The following is a 16041-nucleotide window of genomic DNA, read 5'->3' as shown; positions in this document are numbered from 1 at the left end:
CCTACGTTTCCGCCTCTTTCGATTATTGGGCCGCCCGGCGGTTGCGCGCCTGACGAGCGAGCTGACGGAACCAGAAGATGAAGACGGCCTCGATCACCGCCATCAGACCGACCATCAGCCACCGTCCCTCGGCGATGAAAAAGACGGCACCGGTGAGGACCAGCACGGTTCCGAGAATGAGCGCATACACGGCGAAGCCTAAGGCCACCCGCGCGCTGCGCACACCGGTGCGGAAGCCAAAGCCCTGCGGCTGCCCGCCGGGATGGCCTGGCACACGGTCGGGAGCGGCGGGCTTGAGCCTGTCGAACTCATCCCACAGGTCCCGGTCCTGATCCGTCATACCTCCATTATCCCGCGCATAGGGAAGCCCGGGGCCCCACCGCGGAGGTCAGAGCTGGCGAACCCGCAGGGCGGACACGTTCCATCCGCGAGGTCCGGCCGCTTCATGCCGCAAGCCGCGCCTGAACCTCAGCATCCTTCCGGGTGACCGCGCCGCGGCCAGCTGCTTGGCCAGGTAACTCGGCGTCCCGGCACACCCCGGGGAGGGTCTACTCAGGAGGGGCAGCAGCTCCACTTTCGCGGGAAAGCGGGAGGTCCATGAACTCGTACAGCTCCCGCCATTCGTTATCTAAGCGCAGTTCCGCCAGGACAAGCTCCTCCTTGCCCTTGGCGGATTCCCTTAGTTCCATGAGTTCACGGTAAAGCGCATCCACGCGGTCCAGGCGCCTCTTGAAATCGTCGTCAGCCATGCGACAAGACTAGAGGACGGAGCGGATGGAAGCCTGTGGAAACCTTGCAGGAAAAACCGGGACCCAGCACTGGCGGCTGGGGTAGCACGCTTTACACAATCCGCGGCAGACGGACTTATGGGCTCTGAGTTCCGCCCCCGGCCAGGCCCATGAACATCGTCCGGTGCAGCACATCCACGTGCTGGCGGGCGACCTCGACGGCGGCATGCCCGTCGCCCGCCCTCAGGGCTGACACGATCGCGATGTGGTCCCGGTTCGACTCGTGCAGCCGCTCGATGGGGTACGGGATGAAGTAGTCGTAGAGCTCGGCAAGGGTCTCGTGATAGACGTCCACAGCCGTGCCCATACCCGATGACGTTCCCACGAGCTGGTGGAACTTCTCATCGGCCTGATGGTAGTCGGACCAGTTGGCGGAAGCCGCCATGTCCTCGGTCAGCCGGTCCAGTTCGTCGAGCTGTTCGGCGCTCGCATTGACGGCGGCGTAGTGGGTGACCGCACATTCGAAGAGCAGCCTCCGGTCCACCAGCCGGTTGACTGCCTGTGACTCCGCGGGGGACGCCGACAGTTCGGCGAGGACGCTGCGCGGGGGCTCATCGGCCACGAAGGTCCCGCCGCCCCGGCCGCGGCGGCGGACCACCACGCCCTGCTCCGCGAGGCTCGCGAGGGCGCGGCGTGCGGTGATGGGGCTGACGGATAGGCCCAGCGCCACGTCCTCCTGGTCAGGCAGGCGCTCGCCGGGTTTCAGCAGCCCGAGCGAAATCGCCATGCCGATCCGCAGCCGGACGGCGTCGATGGCGCTCCGGCGGTCCATTCCGGTGAGGGTTCCGGCGCCGATGGGGGAAGCGCCGGCGGGGGAGGCGCCACTGGAAGGCGCGCCACTGGCAGAGGTGCTTGCGGAGTCCTCCAGCTGACGGGTCATATCCGCTACTTTACGGCCATCCTTACCCCCTTCCCTTTATTGGATCATTCTGATCTAATATTACCCGGATCACACCCCAACCCGGAGATAAACCCATGCAACGCATCCTGCCCCTCGTCGCCGCCCAGGCCCCACCCCGGCTCATCGGCGAACCCGTTTCTGCCTTCGCGGACGAGGTCAAGGCAGCCCTGGCCGAAAAACCGGACAGCAAGCTGGTGGTCTTCCCGGAGCTTCACCTCTTCGGCGACGGCAACCCGGACCTGCAGCGCACCGAGGCGCTGCAGGAGTCGGCGGAGCCGCTGGGCGGACCCCGCGTCAAAGAACTGAAGCAGCTGGCAGCGGACCTGGGCATCTGGCTGGTGCCGGGCAGCGTCTGCGAACGCGGCCCGGAAGGCCAGCTCTTCAACACCCAGCTGGTCCTCTCGCCGGAAGGGGAGCTGGCCGGCTACTACCGGAAGATCTTCCCCTGGCGCCCGTTCGAGCCCTATGACCCCGGCGACCGGTTCACCACCGTGGACCTGAAGGGAATCGGCAGGGTGGGCCTGAACATCTGCTATGACGCCTGGTACCCGGAAGTCTCGCGCCAGCTCGCGTGGATGGGCGCCGAGGTCATCCTCAACGTCGTCAAAACCACCACGCCGGACCGCCGGCAGGAACTGGTGCTGGCCAAGGCGAACGCCATCGTCAACCAGGTGTTCGTGGTCAGCGTCAACTGCGCCGGCCCCACCGGCCAGGGCAAGAGCATCATCGTCGACCCCGAGGGCAACACCCTCGCGGAGGCCGAGAACGACGTCCCGGTGCTGCTCACAGCGGACCTGGACCTGGCCGCCGTCGAACACGTCCGGACCCACGGGACCGAGAACCTCAACCGTCCCTGGTCCCAGTTCCGCGACGGCGAGGCCGCCGTCGAACTTCCCGTCTACCAGGGCCGGATCAATCCGGCGACCTGGACACCTCCGTCCTTCAACTCCTAAGGAAGCTTTGTGGCTACTCAAACCACCCTCACCCGCACGCTGAAGCTGCCGTCGCTGGTGCTGTTCGGCCTGGCGTACCTGACCCCGCTGATCGTGCTGGCCATCTTCGGCCTCATCGCCGAGACCACGGGCGGGGCGGCGCCGTCGGCCTACCTCGTGGCCATGGCGGCGATGCTGTTCACGGCCCACAGCTACGGCCGGATGGCCGTCGCCTACCCCGTGGCCGGCTCCGCCTACACGTACGTCCGCCGGTCCATCGATTCACGGATGGGGTTCCTGGTGGGCTGGGCAATCCTGCTGGACTACCTCTTCCTGCCCATGGTGATCTGGCTGATCGGCGGGTCGTACCTGAGCGCGCAGTTCCCGGGGGTCCCGATGGCGCTCTGGATCGTCGGCTTCATCCTCATCACCACGGTGCTGAATATTCTGGGCATTAAGGTGGCGGACAAGGCCAACTACGTGCTGATGGCGTTCCAGCTGCTGGTGATCGTGTTCTTCGTGGCGCTGGCCATCGGCAGCGTCGTCTCCGCCTCCGGCGCGGGCGGCCTGGCCAGCACCGAGCCGTTCTTCAACAGCACGTCCAGCTTCGCCACGATTTCCGCCGGCGCCGCCATCGCCGCCTACTCGTTCCTCGGGTTCGACGCGGTCACCACCCTCACCGAGGAGACCGTGGACCCGCGCCGGAACGTGCCCCGCGCCATCATGCTTATTGCGCTGATCGGCGGCGGCATCTTCGTGGCGGTCTCCTACGTGACGCAGCTGGTGCACCCCGGCGGCGTGTTCGAGGACTCGGCGTCCGCGGCCAGCTCCATCGCGCTGCAGATCGGCGGGCAGCTCTTCGGGGCCATCTTCCTCGCCGGCCTGGTGGTGGCGCAGTTCGCCTCCGGCCTGGCCGCGCAGGCCAGCGCCTCCCGCCTGATCTACGCAATGGGCCGCGACGCGGTGCTGCCCAGGGCGGTCTTCGGCCGGCTCAGCGCGAAGTTCCACACGCCCGTGGTGAACCTCGTCATCACCGGCATGGTCGGTCTGATTGCGATCTTCCTGGACGTGGCGACGTCGACGTCGTTCATCAACTTCGGAGCCTTTACCGCCTTCACACTGGTCAACGTTTCCGTGGTCTGCCACTACCTGCGCCGGCGCCGGGCCGGGGAGCAGCTGAACGCCGTCTCCTACGTGGTGGTCCCGGCGGTCGGCGCTCTCATCTGCGGGTACCTGCTCTCACAGCTGGACAGCAACGCCATTACGCTGGGAGTGTCGTGGCTGGCCCTCGGCGTGGTGGTCCTGGCGCTGATCACGCGCGGCTTCCGGGCGGCGCCGCCGGAAATGACGACGACGGAGAAGGCGACCGTGGAGGCCGCCGCCTAGGGCTGAGGTGCTCTAGGTTCTGTACTGGAAGCTCAGTGGAAGGAACGGGTGTGAGGATAGCCCTCGGGCAGCTGGAAACCGGCACCGACATCGAGGCCAACCTCGCTGCAATCGACCAGTTCGCCGCAGCGGCCGCCGCCGACGGCGCCACGCTGGTTGCCTTCCCGGAGTACGCCACGTACGAGAAGAAGATCGTGGACGCCTCCTTCCCGGCGCTGGCGGAGCCCTTGGACGGCCCGATTTGCCGGGAACTCGCGGCCACCGCGGCCCGCCACGGCATTGTGCTCGTGGCGGGTGTGGTGGAAACGTCCGACGAGGAGGACCGGGCCTACAACACGCTGGTGGCCTTCGGGCGGGACGGCACCCGGCTCGCGGTGTACCGGAAGATCCACCTGTTCGACGCGCAGGGCTTTGGGGAGTCGACGTTCATCAAACCGGGACTGTCCACCGAGCCGGTGGTGTTCGAGTCCGGGGGAGCGCGGTTCGGTCTCATGACCTGCTACGACCTGCGGTTCCCGGAGCTGGCCAGGTCCCTGGCCGACGCCGGCGCGCAGGTGCTGCTGGTCTGTTCGTCGTGGGTGCCGGGCACCCATAAGACGGAGCAGTGGCTGGCGCTGAACGCGGCCCGGGCGATCGAGAACAGCGTGTACGTGGCCGGTGTCTGCCAGGCGCCGCCGGTTTCAGTGGGCCGGAGTGTGCTGGTGGATCCGATGGGGTACGTCGAGGCCGATCTTGGCCTCGAGCCGGGTGTGAGGGCGGTAGACGTCTCATTGTCTACCGTGGCGCGTGTCAGGGAGCAGTTCCCGATGTTCCGCCAGCGGCGGCTGCCATAGACCACACTCCGCCGAGTGAAGTGGAGTCCAAGCCTGACCATTGGAACGGGCCTGCAGGAGCCGGGCGCCGCCGTCGTCCGCGGGGATGTTGCGGCGAAAACCGGATAGCGCCCAGCTCCCTTGGTTCTGCTAGTTCATCTACGTCAGCCCGAGTTGCTCCTGCTGGCCCGCGATGTCGTAGTAACGGCGCTCCTCCACGATCTTGCCGGACTCGTCGAGACGGCTGAAGAAGGCCATGGGGAACTCCAGCCGTCGGCCCGTTGCCGGGATCTCTTCCGCCCCGGGCAGTTGGATCGGCCCGCTATTGGTGCCGGCGATTTTGCCCTCGCCCGCGACCAGACGGTCGTCGACCAGGGTGTTGATCAGAGAGAATTCGAGGTCCGGAAATGCTTTGAGGAACGTCCCCACATCCTGCTCGATCGCCGCACGGCCGCGCAGCGGCTCGGGGTACTGGGGATCGACGACGACGGCGTCTTCCGCATAAAAGCTGGCAAAGGCGGGTCCGTCATGGGCGTTGAGCGCCTGAGTTTGCGCCTCGAGGGCCTGCCTGCTATCTGCCGGTCCCGCCTGGCCCGGGCTACTCGTGCCGTAGCTCTGGGTGATCATGAGAATTGCCGCGAATCTGCGAATGAACATGTGCGTGCTTCTTTGCTTGAGAAGGCCAGATAAGGTGCCAGCCCCAGCCTGTGGCGTTAGGTGCGGGGCAGCCTTGAAAGCCTGCAAGAGCCTTCGCGGCAATCCGTGAGCAGGGCCGCACCAGAGCGGCCAGCCCCATTTTAGGACAGGAGCAGAGGCGGGGGAAGGACGGGCTGCCGGCCACAGCATGCAGTGCAGATTGTCACGACCCGTTGCTGCGCAGGCTTGGCCCAGCTTGCGCCGTTGCCGCTGTTCCGGCGACGGCGACTGCCGTAGCGCGAACGCCCCTGTTGGGCGAAAGGCGCTCTCCCAGCCTTCTCAGAGGGCTTTTTATCGCAGCATTCATGTTCTTGGTCAATGATCAATCAATGAGGCTTTGGAAGAGGGCCGCTGTGCCTGGACTAGCAGCTTTGGCGGTCATTTTCCTGAGCGGCGCCGGCGCGACCGGGATTGACCAGATGGCAAACGTCAAAATTCACAGTCCGTCATCCGGCACCGCGTCGGCTGTCCTGGACGGCGGTCAAACCTCGCTGCATCGCATGGTCCTGGGCGGTCTTGCCAAAGGGTCCCTTCCCGGTGGCTTTCCCTACGATGAACCCCGGGATGAAAGGTACGACGAGAACTATCAGGAAGCTCAGCACCAGCACCGATCATCGACGAGCCCCGGCCAGTAAGAAAGGTGCGGTTGAAGCAAACTTCCCTACCGCTCCCCAAGCTCACTAATGCAAAATGGCGCTAATCTCAGCTCTGACCTGCCGCTCGGCCAGTCGCCAAGGTCCAGGTTCAGGACGGCTTTGAGGGCGCGGGCCATGCCGGACAGGCCTCAAGAATCGCTCAAGCAACAAGCCAGATTTATGCAGGATTTTCAGGTTTTACGGGGCCGCCGTGGGGAGCCCGGAAGTGTCCCGAGTTGGCTCCGGAAGCACCATGTGCGGAAGACTGTTGCCGTGAGCAACACCTCCCGCACCGGCCTCGTCGTAGCCGGCCTCAGCCTTGGTACCTCGCTGAATCCGCTGAACTCGTCGATGATCGCCGTCGCCCTGGTGGTGCTGCGCGAGGACTTCCGGCTCGACGTCGCCACGGTCACCTGGGTGATCACGGCCTTCTACATCACTTCGGCGGCGGGCCAGCCGCTGATGGGGAGGCTTGCCGACAGGTTCGGGCCGCGCCGGCTCTTCATGCTCGGCATGGCGCTGGTGGCGGTGACCTGCGCGCTGGCACCCTTTTCGCCCAACTTCCTCTTCGTCTGCATCGCCCGAGCGCTTATGGCACTGGGGACGGCGACGGCGTACCCGAGCGCCGTCGTCATGGTTGGCGCTCTGGCCCGGTTGGCGGACACTTCCTCCACCCGGCCGCTCGGTCGCATCCAGATGGCCAACACCACCGGGGCGGCGGTCGGCCCAGTCATCGGCGGGCTGCTGGTAAGCCTGGTGGGCTGGGAGGCGCTGTTCCTGATCAACGTGCCGCTCGCGCTGGCTGCCCTGTTCATCGTGCGGAAGTTCGCGCCAGCCGACGAAGCACGGGAGCAGGGCAGTGTGGCAAGCCTGCTGCGCGACTCGGACATCCCCGGGATCCTCGCGTTCACGGCCAGTATGGTCCTGCTGCTCATGGGTCTTCTCAACGCGCTGCCGGGATACCGCTGGTGGCTGCTGGGCAGCGCCATGCTCCTGGCCGTGCTGTTCGCCTGGCGCGAGCTGAGCTTCAAACGACCGTTCCTGGACCTGAGGCTCCTTGGCAGGAACCGGCCGCTGCTTCTGGTGTACCTGGGCTTCACGGTATTTAGCGCCGTCTACTACTTTGCGTTCTTCGGGCTGCCGCAGCTGCTGCAGGAAGCCGCGGGCTACAACCCCGGCCTGGTGGGCGTGCTGATGCTGCCGCTGGCAGCCATGTCGGTGGTCATCACACCACTCGCCGTTCGGGCTATCGACCGGTTCGGGGTGCGGCGAGTGCTGCTTGCCGGCGTCGTACTGCTGGCAGTGGCGGCAGCGGCACTGTGGCTGCTGACAGCGTCATTCGCCGTCCTCCTGGTCCTGGCGCTGACTGCCCTGATGGGCGTGCCGTACGGCGTAGTCGGCCTCGCCTCCAACCAGGGCCTCTACCTTTCGGCGGCACCGGAGGACAGGGGAGTGGCTGCCGGAATCTTCCAGACCTGCCGCTACGTCGGCGCCATCAGCGCCACCGTGATGATCGGCCTCTTCTACGGCACCGGCGTGAACCAGGAGAACTGGGGGCGCATCGTGCTGGTCATGCTCGGGCTCAGTGCTGTCACATTCGTCGTTTCGCTGCTCTGGCGGGAGCGGAAGACGGCGTAGACATTGTCGCGCGGTCTCATATCTCTCGGGTCGTTGATTCCTGCTTAAGTTAGGTGGGCGGCGAGGCCGGAAAGAAGAATGCTGATGCCTTGGTCGAGTTCGGCTGCTCCGTCGTAGTCCGCGAGGACGGGGGCAAGGGCCCGGAGGTGCGGGAAGTCCTTGGCCGGCAAGCGGTGCAGGCCCAGGCGGAGGAGTGCTTCATTTTCTTCCGGATCGACGATGAGCACTTGGAGTTCGTTGAGGATGTGGCCGTAGAGGAACCCGTAGTAGGCGCGGTAGACGTGCAGTGCGTCCTCGGGCGCGAATCCTGCGTCGATCAGCAGGGACAGGATCTGCTCGAGTGGCCGCAGGGTGCCCAGTGGCCGCAGGCCCAAGGGCGTGGACAGCGGGCGGGTGACCAGCAAGGGCACGACGTTGGGGTGGCGGAGTGCCAGGAGGCGCAGGTCGTGGGCGATGCGGCGCAGTTGTGTCTGCCAGTCCTTGTCGTCAGGGAAGATCGCCAGTTCTTTCAGGACGAGCTCGGTCACCCCGTCAAGCAGGGCCGCCCTGTTGGCGGCGTAGCGGTAGAGGCTCATCGGGTCCCGGCCCAGTTCCTGCCCGAGCCGCCGCATGGTCAGGGCTTCGAGCCCTTCGGAATCCACGAGCTCCAACGCGGTGGACAGCACCAGTTCACGGCTCAGCGGCTGTTTGCCGGCGGGGGATCGGCCGTTCTGAGGAGTCTTCTTCGAGCGGGACATGGATTTCATCCTGGTGGGGAGAACAAGCAGCAGCGCCCCTTCCGAAAAGGTAAGCCGGCTTGCTATTCCTCTAGTCTACGCCTAACGTCTACAGCGTAGAGAAGTTGTTATCACAGGTTTCAGCAGTGAAGACCCGGGTTGCACGGCCACACTGGCCCCTCACACCATCCCAGGAGTAAACCATGACTGCACACAACACCCAGACCACCCGCACCGACGTCGCGCAGACCACGAACGACATGAAGGTCTCGACAAGGACCCTCGAATTCGCCGTATACGTGGCTGCGGTTCTCGCCACGATCATCACCGCCGCGGTCGTGGGAGACAATGCGAGCGAAAACGGCGTCGACGTCTTCAACGCCAGCACGGCCATGCAGTACATCACGTGGCTGACCGTGGGCTTCATGGTCGCCCGCGGCCTGGCCAAGGCCGGCAACCGGAACCACAACCGCGCGTAAGCTCGCGCACGGTGCGCAGGCTCTAACGCCTGCGGCGCGCTAGTTGATCCTGGTGGAGCCTCCGGAAAGCGGGGCCTCACCAGGATTTGCCTTTTCAGCCTTCGCATTGCATTTCGCTACGATTGAGTTGCCGACGGGATCGGGCGCCCAGCGTGGCGCCCCGGATCAGACTTGGAGTGGGTAAGTGGATTCTGTACGGACTTTCGAATCAATAGTCATCATCTTCAACCCCAACAGCACCGGAGACGCGCCAGAACTGGCCGAAAAGCTCCGGGATCGCCTGACTGAACTCCTCACTTACTCGCCCGAGATCAGGCTGCAGCCGACCAGTCACGCCGGGCACGCCGTGGAGCTGGCCCGCGAGGCCTCCACCAGCACCAGGAACGTGCTGGTTGTCTCCGTCAGCGGGGACGGGGGCTACAACGAAGTCGTCAACGGTGTGATGCAGGGCGGCAATCCCGAGGCCGTATGTGCTGTCATGGCCGCAGGCAACGCCAACGACCACCGGCGGACCATAGGCACCAAACCCCTGGAAGAAGCCATCGCCGAGGGCCGCGTACGGCACATTGACCTGCTGCGCATCCATACCGGCCAGGGACCCGGCGAGGTGGCCGAATACGCCCACTCTTACATCGGCTTCGGGCTGACACCGGTGGTGGCGATCGACCTTGAAAAGGGCAGCAAAGGTGCCCTCAAGGAGATGTTCTCCGTGGTGCGCACGTTCTCGAAGTTCAAGCCCTTCGAGATACGCCAGACGGATGGAAAGCGCCGGAAGTTTGACAGCCTCGTCTTCGCCAACATTTCCGAAATGGCCAAGTACGCCACGCTCAGCGAAGCAGACGACAAGGCTTCCGACGGGAAATTCGAAGTTATCATTTTCCCGCACATGTCCAAGTGGCGGGTGCTCCTGACAGCGCTGCGGGCCACCACCCAGGGACTGGGGGATCAGCCCAGCGTCAGCAGCTACGAATTCACCACGCTCAAACCGCTTCCGTACCAGATCGACGGGGAAGTGAAGTCCGTGGCCGCAAAGACCGCGGTTAAGGTCGAGAGCGCCCCGTCCGTCCTGCCAATACTTGGGTAGGGCCGGCCATCACTCAGGCGGAAAGCCCGGAACGAAAGGAAGCCTCCGGATGGGTGTTCCTCCAGGGATGACGGCCAGGGTGGTCACCGCCGGAGCGCTTTCCTCCCACGTGTATTCACTGGCCGGACCTCACAGCAGATCCGCGGGTCACGTTTTCGTGCTGCTCCACGGCATCGGCATGTCCCACCGCTACTACCGCAGGCTCCAGACTCTGCTGGCCGGGCACGGAGACACGCACTCCATCGATCTGCCCGGGTTCGGCGCAGCAGCAAAACCGGACCGGCAGATATCCGTCGCGGAATACGCGACGGTCATCGCCGACACGCTCGAAACCCTCGGCACCGGGCCGGTCGTCGTGGTCGGGCACTCGATGGGTACCCAGTTCGCCACGGAATTAGCCGTCCTGCGCCCGGACCTGGTCTCACACGTGGTGCTGATCGGGCCCGTCGTGGACTCAGCACGCCGCAGCGTCCTGCGACAGTCCCTGCGGCTAGGCCTGGATTCACTCATGGAGAGCCCCTCAGGCAATGCCATCGTCTTCACCGATTACGCCCGCTCCGGCCTGCGCTGGTACCTGACCGAGCTCCCGGTGATGATGTCCTATGACCTCGAAGAGCGTCTCAGCAAGGTCCTCCAGCCTGTCCTGGTGGCCCGCGGCTCACGCGACCCGGTCGCACCCAGGTCCTGGTGCCGGAAACTTGCCGCTGTTGCCCGGAACGGGCGATTCGTCGAGATACCCGGCAAACCGCACATCGTCCAGCACGGGGCAGCCGCCCGGATGGCCGCAGACATACTCGCCCTCATCCACCACTAGGACCGATCGTGGACGCCTCCTCCCGGCGCAGGCCGAGCCGCTGGACGGCCCCACCTTCCAGGAACTGTCAGCCACCGCAGGCCGCCACGGGGGAGCGGAGACGGGGTAAGGCCAGTGCAAGACTCTGTTGCGAGCTGATGTGACCACCAAGACGTTCAGACAGCCGCAGCGGGCATTCCCACCGCCAGATAGCAATGACCCTTATCGTGCGGGAGGCCAGAAATATCCGCCTCTTGTCAGTGGTCCAATCGCGCCCATATTTCCTCCGCTATGGGCATCAAATTCGCGGCAATCAGTTTGATCAGTTTTTGCCCAGCTTTTTCGCATTTTTAGCTTCCAAGGGCCAGACGAAAGTTACCGTTTATAGTGCGGCGCAGCATTGGGGGTCGGGGAACCGGCAGAACAGTTCTGCCGCGCATATCCCGAGCCATCGCTACCAGAGAGGCGCTAACTTGTCGCACCAGTACCCGCAGTATCCCGCAGGCCCCCCAGCCCAGCCGCCTGCACCCTCTCACGCACCCTTCCAGCAAGGTCCAACGCCGCCGTATTTTGCTCCTGGACAACCGCCGAAGAAAAAGAAGAAGAAGTGGCCGTGGATTGTCGGCGCTGTCGTCGTTATCGGGGCGTTCGGCTCAGCCGCTGGTGGCGGCAATGAACCCACTGATTCGTCCCCTGCCGCAGCGGTAGAAGCGTCAAAGAACGCTGAAGACGCAGCAGCACAAGAAGCAGAGAAGGCAGCAGCAGAGAAGGCGGCCGCGGACAAGGCTGAAGCGGAGAAGGCGGCTGCGGAAAAAGCCGCGGCGGATAAAGCTGAAGCTGCCCGCGTAGCAGCTGCCAAGAAAGAGGCAGCCGCCAAAGCGGCTGCGGAAAAAGCTGCCGCGGAAAAGGCCAAACGGGATGCGCAGGCCAGAATCGCGAACGCAACTGAAAAGTCCCCTCGAGATTTGTCCCTCGTAGCCAAGAATCCGGACGCTTACCTTGGCCAAACAATGGTTGTCTACGCGAATATCACCCAGTTCGATGCTGCGACCGGAAAATGTACGTTCCGCGCAAATATCGCACACACAGTCATGGCGCAGTCCTACGAATACGAGCACAACTCGATCTTTACGGGGGGCGACGGGGACAGCAATTGTCCGGCACTCGCGGACTTTGTGACCGACGACCAAGTCCGCATCACCGCGACCTCCATGGGATCGTTCAGCTACGACACGCAAATCGGAGGCAACACGACGGTGCCGATGTTCAAGGTTGAAAACATCACCCTCATTCAGTAGTTCCGCTATTAATGGGAAAGGCGCCCTCTCTTACCGCGGGGGCGCCTTCTGTTGGCCGGAGGACTGGCAACATCGTCTCGTCGGCCGTCGTGATCAGCAGCGAGCGGCGGGGCGGGGAGCCCATGGTGTTGCCCGCGGTCCAGCTGCCCCGCGGCGGACGGCCACGGGGACCGGTGGACCTGCGGAACCAGCCAGACGCGAAAGGCGGCCGACCGGTACACCCGGTCGGCCGCCTTTCGCGTCTCAGTCGGAACTGTTCCTATTCGGTAACAGCCACCGGTGCCGGCTCGCCGGCGCGTACGCCAGGAGCAGCGCGGCGGCGCCAGTAAGCCGCCAGGACCGCGCCGGACACGTTGTGCCAGACCGAGAAAATGGCACCAGGCAGAGCCGCTTCGGGGGTCAGGTACTGCCGTGCCAGCCCTGCTGCAAGGCCTGAATTCTGCATGCCGACCTCAATCGCGGTGGTACGCCTGGAGGGAATCGGCAGCCGGAACAATCGGGCCGCAGCGTAACCGAGGGCATATCCCAGGCCGTTGTGCAGAATAACAGCGGCGAGAACCAGCAGCCCGGCGGCGAATATGGCCTTGGCGCTTCCGGCAACCACCGCAACCACCACCATGGTGATCGCGAGGACCGAAATCCAGGGAAGGGCAGGCAGCGCCCTGTTGACGAGGCGGGGCAGAAAGAGTCGGATGACGAGTCCCAGCAGAACAGGGAACAGCACAATCTGGACGATGGACCACGCCATTGAACCGGCGTCTACCGGCATGTACTGCCCGGCCAGCCACAATGCCAGCACCGGGGTCAGCAGCGGAGCGATCAGCGTTGAAACGGTGGTCATCGCGACGGACAGGGCGACGTCGCCCTTAGCCAGGTAAGACACCACGTTGGAAGCAGTTCCGCCGGGGCAGCAGCCCACCAGGATAACGCCCGCGGCCAGCGCGGGTGGCAGCCCCAACGCCGCCGCGATCAACCAGCCCAGGAACGGCATGATGGCGTACTGCGCCACAACTCCAATGACCACCGGAACAGGCCGTTTGGCAATGACGGCGAAGTCAGGGGGTGTGAGCGTCAAGCCCATGCCGAACATGATGAGTCCCAGGAGGGGGTTGATCCAGGGGGCCAGCCCGGTGAAGGCTGTTGGCGCGGCAAGCGCTACGGCGCCTCCGGCCAGAATAAGTACGGGAAAAAGAGTGACGGCGACGCGGGCGCTGCGTTCTTCGGCGGCGGATGCCGTGGTGGAAGATTCGGATAAAGAAGACATGACTACCGGACTATCACAGTGAGGGTTAACTCTCGGAATCAGCGTGTGTTGATGACGCAGGCCGGGATGTCACACAGGCTTGAGCTCGTCGTTGTGGGCGGCGAGGGAGTCCTTGATCGCCATGGTCAGGTCGGGGGCCGCGTGGAAGGCTCGGCGGCACAGTTCCTTGTCGGTCAGTTCGGGAACCAGCACCTCCGCTTGAGCCAGGGACTCGTGCGAACTTCCACGAGCATGTTTCTGCCCGAGGTGATCCGTGCAGGACAACGGGCCTGCTGTAGCCCAGATCTCTGCGGCGACGCAAGCAAACCCAAGGATGAAGGCCACCTCTGTTTACCGGGGTAACCGGGTCAACGGGGCTGGCCGTGACGGGGGCCTTATACGGTCTGGCATTTTTTTGGAGATGCGTACCTATCGGCGGATTAAGTAGTCCGTCCGCCTCAAAACGACTACCGACTACTCGTGCCGTGCCCGGCCGTCCCGGGGATATTGGCTACCAGACAGCAAGAATCCAGGGCCAACTGCCAGGGGAGTATCAGGGCATTAGGGGGGGTGCTGCATGGCAACGTCATTAGTGTCGTTCAATGCAGTGCGCCCTGTGCTTTTAGCGGGCACCCTTGCAGTTGCCTGGCTGACCTTTTCAGCCCCGTCGGGTGCGGCAGACACAGGCACGGACTCCGGATTGGTGCTTGGCACCATTTCCGCTGCCGCGCCGGTGAGTTCCACCGCCTCCGGTGCAGCAGGCAGCGTCGGTTCAGGTCTCGACACTTCAGTAGCAGCGGTCACCAGATCGGCGGTGCCGGCAGCACCTGCCCCGCATCCTCCCGCACCGACGGTAGCTTATCCCGCACCCGTCCCCGGACCTCCCCAGTCCGTTCCCGCAGACCCAGCCGCAACGACGAGTGTTCCGGTGATCCCCCTCCCGGTAGTGCACGGGCTTGATCCGGCGAGGACTGTGGCCACGGTCATCGAACCCGCCAGCCCGGTGATTGACGTCGCTTCGCCGGTGGTTAAGGATGCGGCTGTGCTTAATGCCGCCCTAAAGCCTGTGACCAACCTGGTCACAGAGTCCGCAGGACCACTTGCCGCAGTAACTCCTAGCCCGACAGTCGACGTCCTGTCTCCGGTGGTGGACGTGGTGTCTCCGGTGGTGGACGTGGTGTCTCCGGTGGTGGACGTGGTGTCTCCGGTGGTGGACGTGGTGTCTCCGGTGGTGGACGTGGTCTCTCCGGTGGTGGACGTGGTCTCTCCGGTGGTCGACGTCGTGTCTCCGGTGGTGGACGTGGTCTCGCCGGTGGTTGGTGATGCGGCTGTGCCGGATACCGCTTTGCAGCCTGTCCCCGACCTGCTGACAGACGTAGCACCGTTGCCTGTTTCGGACTTCATTTCGGGCACGGTCGATGACCATGCAGCCGTGGTCCTGTCCGAGGTCTCCGCAGCTGACACCGGTGCCGCGGTCGGCAGCACCGGTCTCTGGTCCGCAGGACCGCCTGACACACTGACTCCTTGCGAATTACTCACAGGGTTCGTGAGCACGCTGCTGGTCCCGGCTGCTGCAGCATCCGCTGTCGGACCCGGCTTTCAAGCCGGGACCGGTGCTGACGGAGGGTCCTCCGGCGGCGCAACGCCAGAGCCAGTGCGGCTGCCGGTTTCCGGATCAGGATCGGGCCAATCATCCGGCGGTTCCCCAACTCCCGCGGCGTGGCTCTCCAACAATTTCGAGTACCTTCCCCTGCCGGGCTCTGTTCCCGTCAGCGGACTAATTCAGCATGCACCTGCGCCGGTGTCCTTCGACCCCGGCTCCTCCCCTGACTAGTTGGGTCGGCACTGTTCCATATGTGAGCAGAAAACGACCAACCAGGCCGCCTAGAGCGGCCAATAACAACTTTTCAGGAGAAACTCATCATGCAAACAGATATCCGCAGAGGGCTGCTTGGCGCCCTCTTCGCCAGCGGGCTACTAGCCCTCGGCTGCACCACTGCCCACGCATCAGAACCCCTCCAGGAAGCCGCAGCGGGACCGATTGACGCCGCCACCTCCGGTGATCACAGCATCGCCTCGGGAAACCAAGTCATCGCCCCGGTCACCGCCCCCGTCACTGTGGGTGCCGTTTCGGCCGCTGTCTTGGGTGATTCCACGGCCATCAACAAGGGCGGGAACCACAACGGCGGGGACAAGTGGTTCGCGCCGGGACCGCGGATCGACGCAGTAACCTCCGGTGATCACAGCATCGCATCCGGAAACCAGGTCATCGTCCCGGTCACTGCCCCTGTTACCGTGGGTGCCGTTTCGGCCGCCGTTCTGGGTGATTCCACGGCTATCAACAAGGGCGGGAACCACAACGGCGGTAGCTACAAGGACGGGAACCACAACGGGTCCGCGGCGGGGCCGAGGATTGATGCGGTAACCTCCGGTGATCACAGCATCGCCTCCGGAAACCAGGTCATTGCCCCGGTTACTGCTCCTGTCACCGTGGGTGCCGTTTCGGCCGCGGTCCTGGGTGATTCCACAGCTATCAACGAGGGCGGCAAGCCCAAGGATGACGGTTACAACAGCGGCAAGCCCAAGGATGACGGTTACAACAGCGGCAAGCCCAAGGATGACGGTTACAACAGCGGCAAG

17 protein-coding genes and 1 pseudogene are annotated in these 16041 nt (G+C 64.5%); 11 read left to right on the top strand and 7 right to left on the bottom strand.

Annotated features, from left to right (window positions below; genetic code table 11):
- Positions 1-22 precede the first annotated feature (22 nt).
- From ACIP9X_RS13190 to ACIP9X_RS13180, 3 genes are all read right to left on the bottom strand, one after another.
- Positions 23-340: a hypothetical protein gene (locus ACIP9X_RS13190; RefSeq protein ID WP_400480200.1), complete on the bottom strand. Its 318-nt coding sequence runs from the start codon at positions 338-340 to the stop codon at positions 23-25.
- A 208-nt stretch (positions 341-548) separates the two neighbouring features.
- Positions 549-749 (bottom strand): hypothetical protein, encoded by a 201-nt coding sequence (locus ACIP9X_RS13185; RefSeq protein ID WP_400480199.1) that lies wholly within the window; start codon positions 747-749, stop codon positions 549-551.
- 115 nt (positions 750-864) lie between these two features.
- Positions 865-1668, bottom strand: a complete 804-nt coding sequence (locus ACIP9X_RS13180; protein WP_400480198.1) for a FadR/GntR family transcriptional regulator — start codon at positions 1666-1668, stop codon at positions 865-867.
- A gap of 95 nt (positions 1669-1763) precedes the next feature.
- Here ACIP9X_RS13180 and ACIP9X_RS13175 point away from each other — a divergent pair, with 95 nt between their 5' ends.
- The 3 genes from ACIP9X_RS13175 to ACIP9X_RS13165 are packed head-to-tail and all read left to right on the top strand — an operon-like array spanning position 1764 to position 4840.
- A complete protein-coding gene (locus ACIP9X_RS13175; RefSeq protein WP_400480197.1) occupies positions 1764-2642 on the top strand; it encodes a carbon-nitrogen hydrolase family protein in 879 nt (292 codons plus the stop codon).
- A 9-nt stretch (positions 2643-2651) separates the two neighbouring features.
- The gene (locus tag ACIP9X_RS13170; protein WP_400480196.1) at positions 2652-4007 is read left to right on the top strand and encodes an APC family permease; all 1356 of its coding nucleotides are present in this window, start codon (positions 2652-2654) and stop codon (positions 4005-4007) included.
- Positions 4008-4057: 50 nt separating this feature from the next.
- On the top strand, positions 4058-4840 hold the full coding sequence (locus ACIP9X_RS13165; RefSeq protein WP_400480195.1) for a carbon-nitrogen hydrolase family protein: 783 nt from the start codon (positions 4058-4060) through the stop codon (positions 4838-4840).
- 138 nt (positions 4841-4978) lie between these two features.
- Here the strand turns inward: ACIP9X_RS13165 and ACIP9X_RS13160 are convergent, their stop codons facing one another.
- Positions 4979-5476 carry an ester cyclase gene (locus tag ACIP9X_RS13160; protein ID WP_400480194.1) on the bottom strand — a complete coding sequence of 166 codons (498 nt, stop codon included), beginning with the start codon at positions 5474-5476 and terminating at the stop codon, positions 4979-4981.
- 392 nt (positions 5477-5868) lie between these two features.
- On the opposite strand from ACIP9X_RS13160, the gene ACIP9X_RS13155 reads away from it, so the two are divergent.
- Positions 5869-6150, top strand: a complete 282-nt coding sequence (locus ACIP9X_RS13155; protein ID WP_400480193.1) for a hypothetical protein — start codon at positions 5869-5871, stop codon at positions 6148-6150.
- A gap of 273 nt (positions 6151-6423) precedes the next feature.
- Positions 6424-7788, top strand: coding sequence for an MFS transporter (locus tag ACIP9X_RS13150; RefSeq protein ID WP_400480192.1), 1365 nt, complete (start codon positions 6424-6426; stop codon positions 7786-7788).
- A 44-nt stretch (positions 7789-7832) separates the two neighbouring features.
- Here the strand turns inward: ACIP9X_RS13150 and ACIP9X_RS13145 are convergent, their stop codons facing one another.
- Positions 7833-8525: a TetR/AcrR family transcriptional regulator C-terminal domain-containing protein gene (locus tag ACIP9X_RS13145; RefSeq protein WP_400480191.1), complete on the bottom strand. Its 693-nt coding sequence runs from the start codon at positions 8523-8525 to the stop codon at positions 7833-7835.
- Positions 8526-8707: 182 nt separating this feature from the next.
- On the opposite strand from ACIP9X_RS13145, the gene ACIP9X_RS13140 reads away from it, so the two are divergent.
- The 4 genes from ACIP9X_RS13140 to ACIP9X_RS13125 all read left to right on the top strand — a co-directional run bounded on the left by ACIP9X_RS13140 (position 8708) and on the right by ACIP9X_RS13125 (position 12158).
- Complete coding sequence (locus tag ACIP9X_RS13140) at positions 8708-8983, top strand: hypothetical protein (protein ID WP_400480190.1); 276 nt, start codon at positions 8708-8710, stop codon at positions 8981-8983.
- A 184-nt stretch (positions 8984-9167) separates the two neighbouring features.
- Complete coding sequence (locus ACIP9X_RS13135) at positions 9168-10067, top strand: diacylglycerol/lipid kinase family protein (RefSeq protein WP_400480189.1); 900 nt, start codon at positions 9168-9170, stop codon at positions 10065-10067.
- A 49-nt stretch (positions 10068-10116) separates the two neighbouring features.
- On the top strand, positions 10117-10881 hold the full coding sequence (locus ACIP9X_RS13130; RefSeq protein ID WP_400480188.1) for an alpha/beta fold hydrolase: 765 nt from the start codon (positions 10117-10119) through the stop codon (positions 10879-10881).
- A 194-nt stretch (positions 10882-11075) separates the two neighbouring features.
- Positions 11076-12158 carry a hypothetical protein gene (locus tag ACIP9X_RS13125; RefSeq protein ID WP_400480187.1) on the top strand — a complete coding sequence of 361 codons (1083 nt, stop codon included), beginning with the start codon at positions 11076-11078 and terminating at the stop codon, positions 12156-12158.
- A gap of 259 nt (positions 12159-12417) precedes the next feature.
- On the opposite strand, the gene ACIP9X_RS13120 is transcribed toward ACIP9X_RS13125, so the two are convergent.
- Entirely contained in the window at positions 12418-13422 is a 1005-nt protein-coding gene (locus ACIP9X_RS13120) for a bile acid:sodium symporter family protein (protein WP_400480186.1), read from the bottom strand.
- Positions 13423-13491: 69 nt separating this feature from the next.
- Positions 13492-13746, bottom strand: coding sequence for a hypothetical protein (locus tag ACIP9X_RS13115; RefSeq protein ID WP_400480185.1), 255 nt, complete (start codon positions 13744-13746; stop codon positions 13492-13494).
- Positions 13747-13978: 232 nt separating this feature from the next.
- Here ACIP9X_RS13115 and ACIP9X_RS13110 point away from each other — a divergent pair, with 232 nt between their 5' ends.
- Both ACIP9X_RS13110 and ACIP9X_RS13105 read left to right on the top strand, forming a co-directional pair.
- Positions 13979-15235, top strand: a complete 1257-nt coding sequence (locus ACIP9X_RS13110; protein WP_400480184.1) for a hypothetical protein — start codon at positions 13979-13981, stop codon at positions 15233-15235.
- A gap of 89 nt (positions 15236-15324) precedes the next feature.
- Positions 15325-16041 (top strand): annotated as a pseudogene (locus ACIP9X_RS13105) (hypothetical protein); the annotation flags it as partial.

It is taken from the genome of Arthrobacter sp. NPDC093125 (assembly GCF_044754225.1).
Lineage (GTDB): Bacteria > Actinomycetota > Actinomycetes > Actinomycetales > Micrococcaceae > Arthrobacter.
The sequence above is the reverse complement of the archived record's forward strand: the minus strand, read 5'-3'. Positions and strand labels throughout refer to the sequence as shown.

Coding starts and splice junctions, on each gene's coding strand:
- ACIP9X_RS13190 (WP_400480200.1), bottom strand. CDS start 340: ATGACGGATCAGGACCGGGACCTGTGGGATGAGTTCGACAGGCTCAAG.
- ACIP9X_RS13185 (WP_400480199.1), bottom strand. CDS start 749: ATGGCTGACGACGATTTCAAGAGGCGCCTGGACCGCGTGGATGCGCTT.
- ACIP9X_RS13180 (WP_400480198.1), bottom strand. CDS start 1,668: ATGACCCGTCAGCTGGAGGACTCCGCAAGCACCTCTGCCAGTGGCGCG.
- ACIP9X_RS13175 (WP_400480197.1), top strand. CDS start 1,764: ATGCAACGCATCCTGCCCCTCGTCGCCGCCCAGGCCCCACCCCGGCTC.
- ACIP9X_RS13160 (WP_400480194.1), bottom strand. CDS start 5,476: ATGTTCATTCGCAGATTCGCGGCAATTCTCATGATCACCCAGAGCTAC.
- ACIP9X_RS13145 (WP_400480191.1), bottom strand. CDS start 8,525: ATGTCCCGCTCGAAGAAGACTCCTCAGAACGGCCGATCCCCCGCCGGC.
- ACIP9X_RS13140 (WP_400480190.1), top strand. CDS start 8,708: ATGACTGCACACAACACCCAGACCACCCGCACCGACGTCGCGCAGACC.
- ACIP9X_RS13130 (WP_400480188.1), top strand. CDS start 10,117: ATGGGTGTTCCTCCAGGGATGACGGCCAGGGTGGTCACCGCCGGAGCG.
- ACIP9X_RS13125 (WP_400480187.1), top strand. CDS start 11,076: ATGACCCTTATCGTGCGGGAGGCCAGAAATATCCGCCTCTTGTCAGTG.
- ACIP9X_RS13120 (WP_400480186.1), bottom strand. CDS start 13,422: ATGTCTTCTTTATCCGAATCTTCCACCACGGCATCCGCCGCCGAAGAA.
- ACIP9X_RS13110 (WP_400480184.1), top strand. CDS start 13,979: ATGGCAACGTCATTAGTGTCGTTCAATGCAGTGCGCCCTGTGCTTTTA.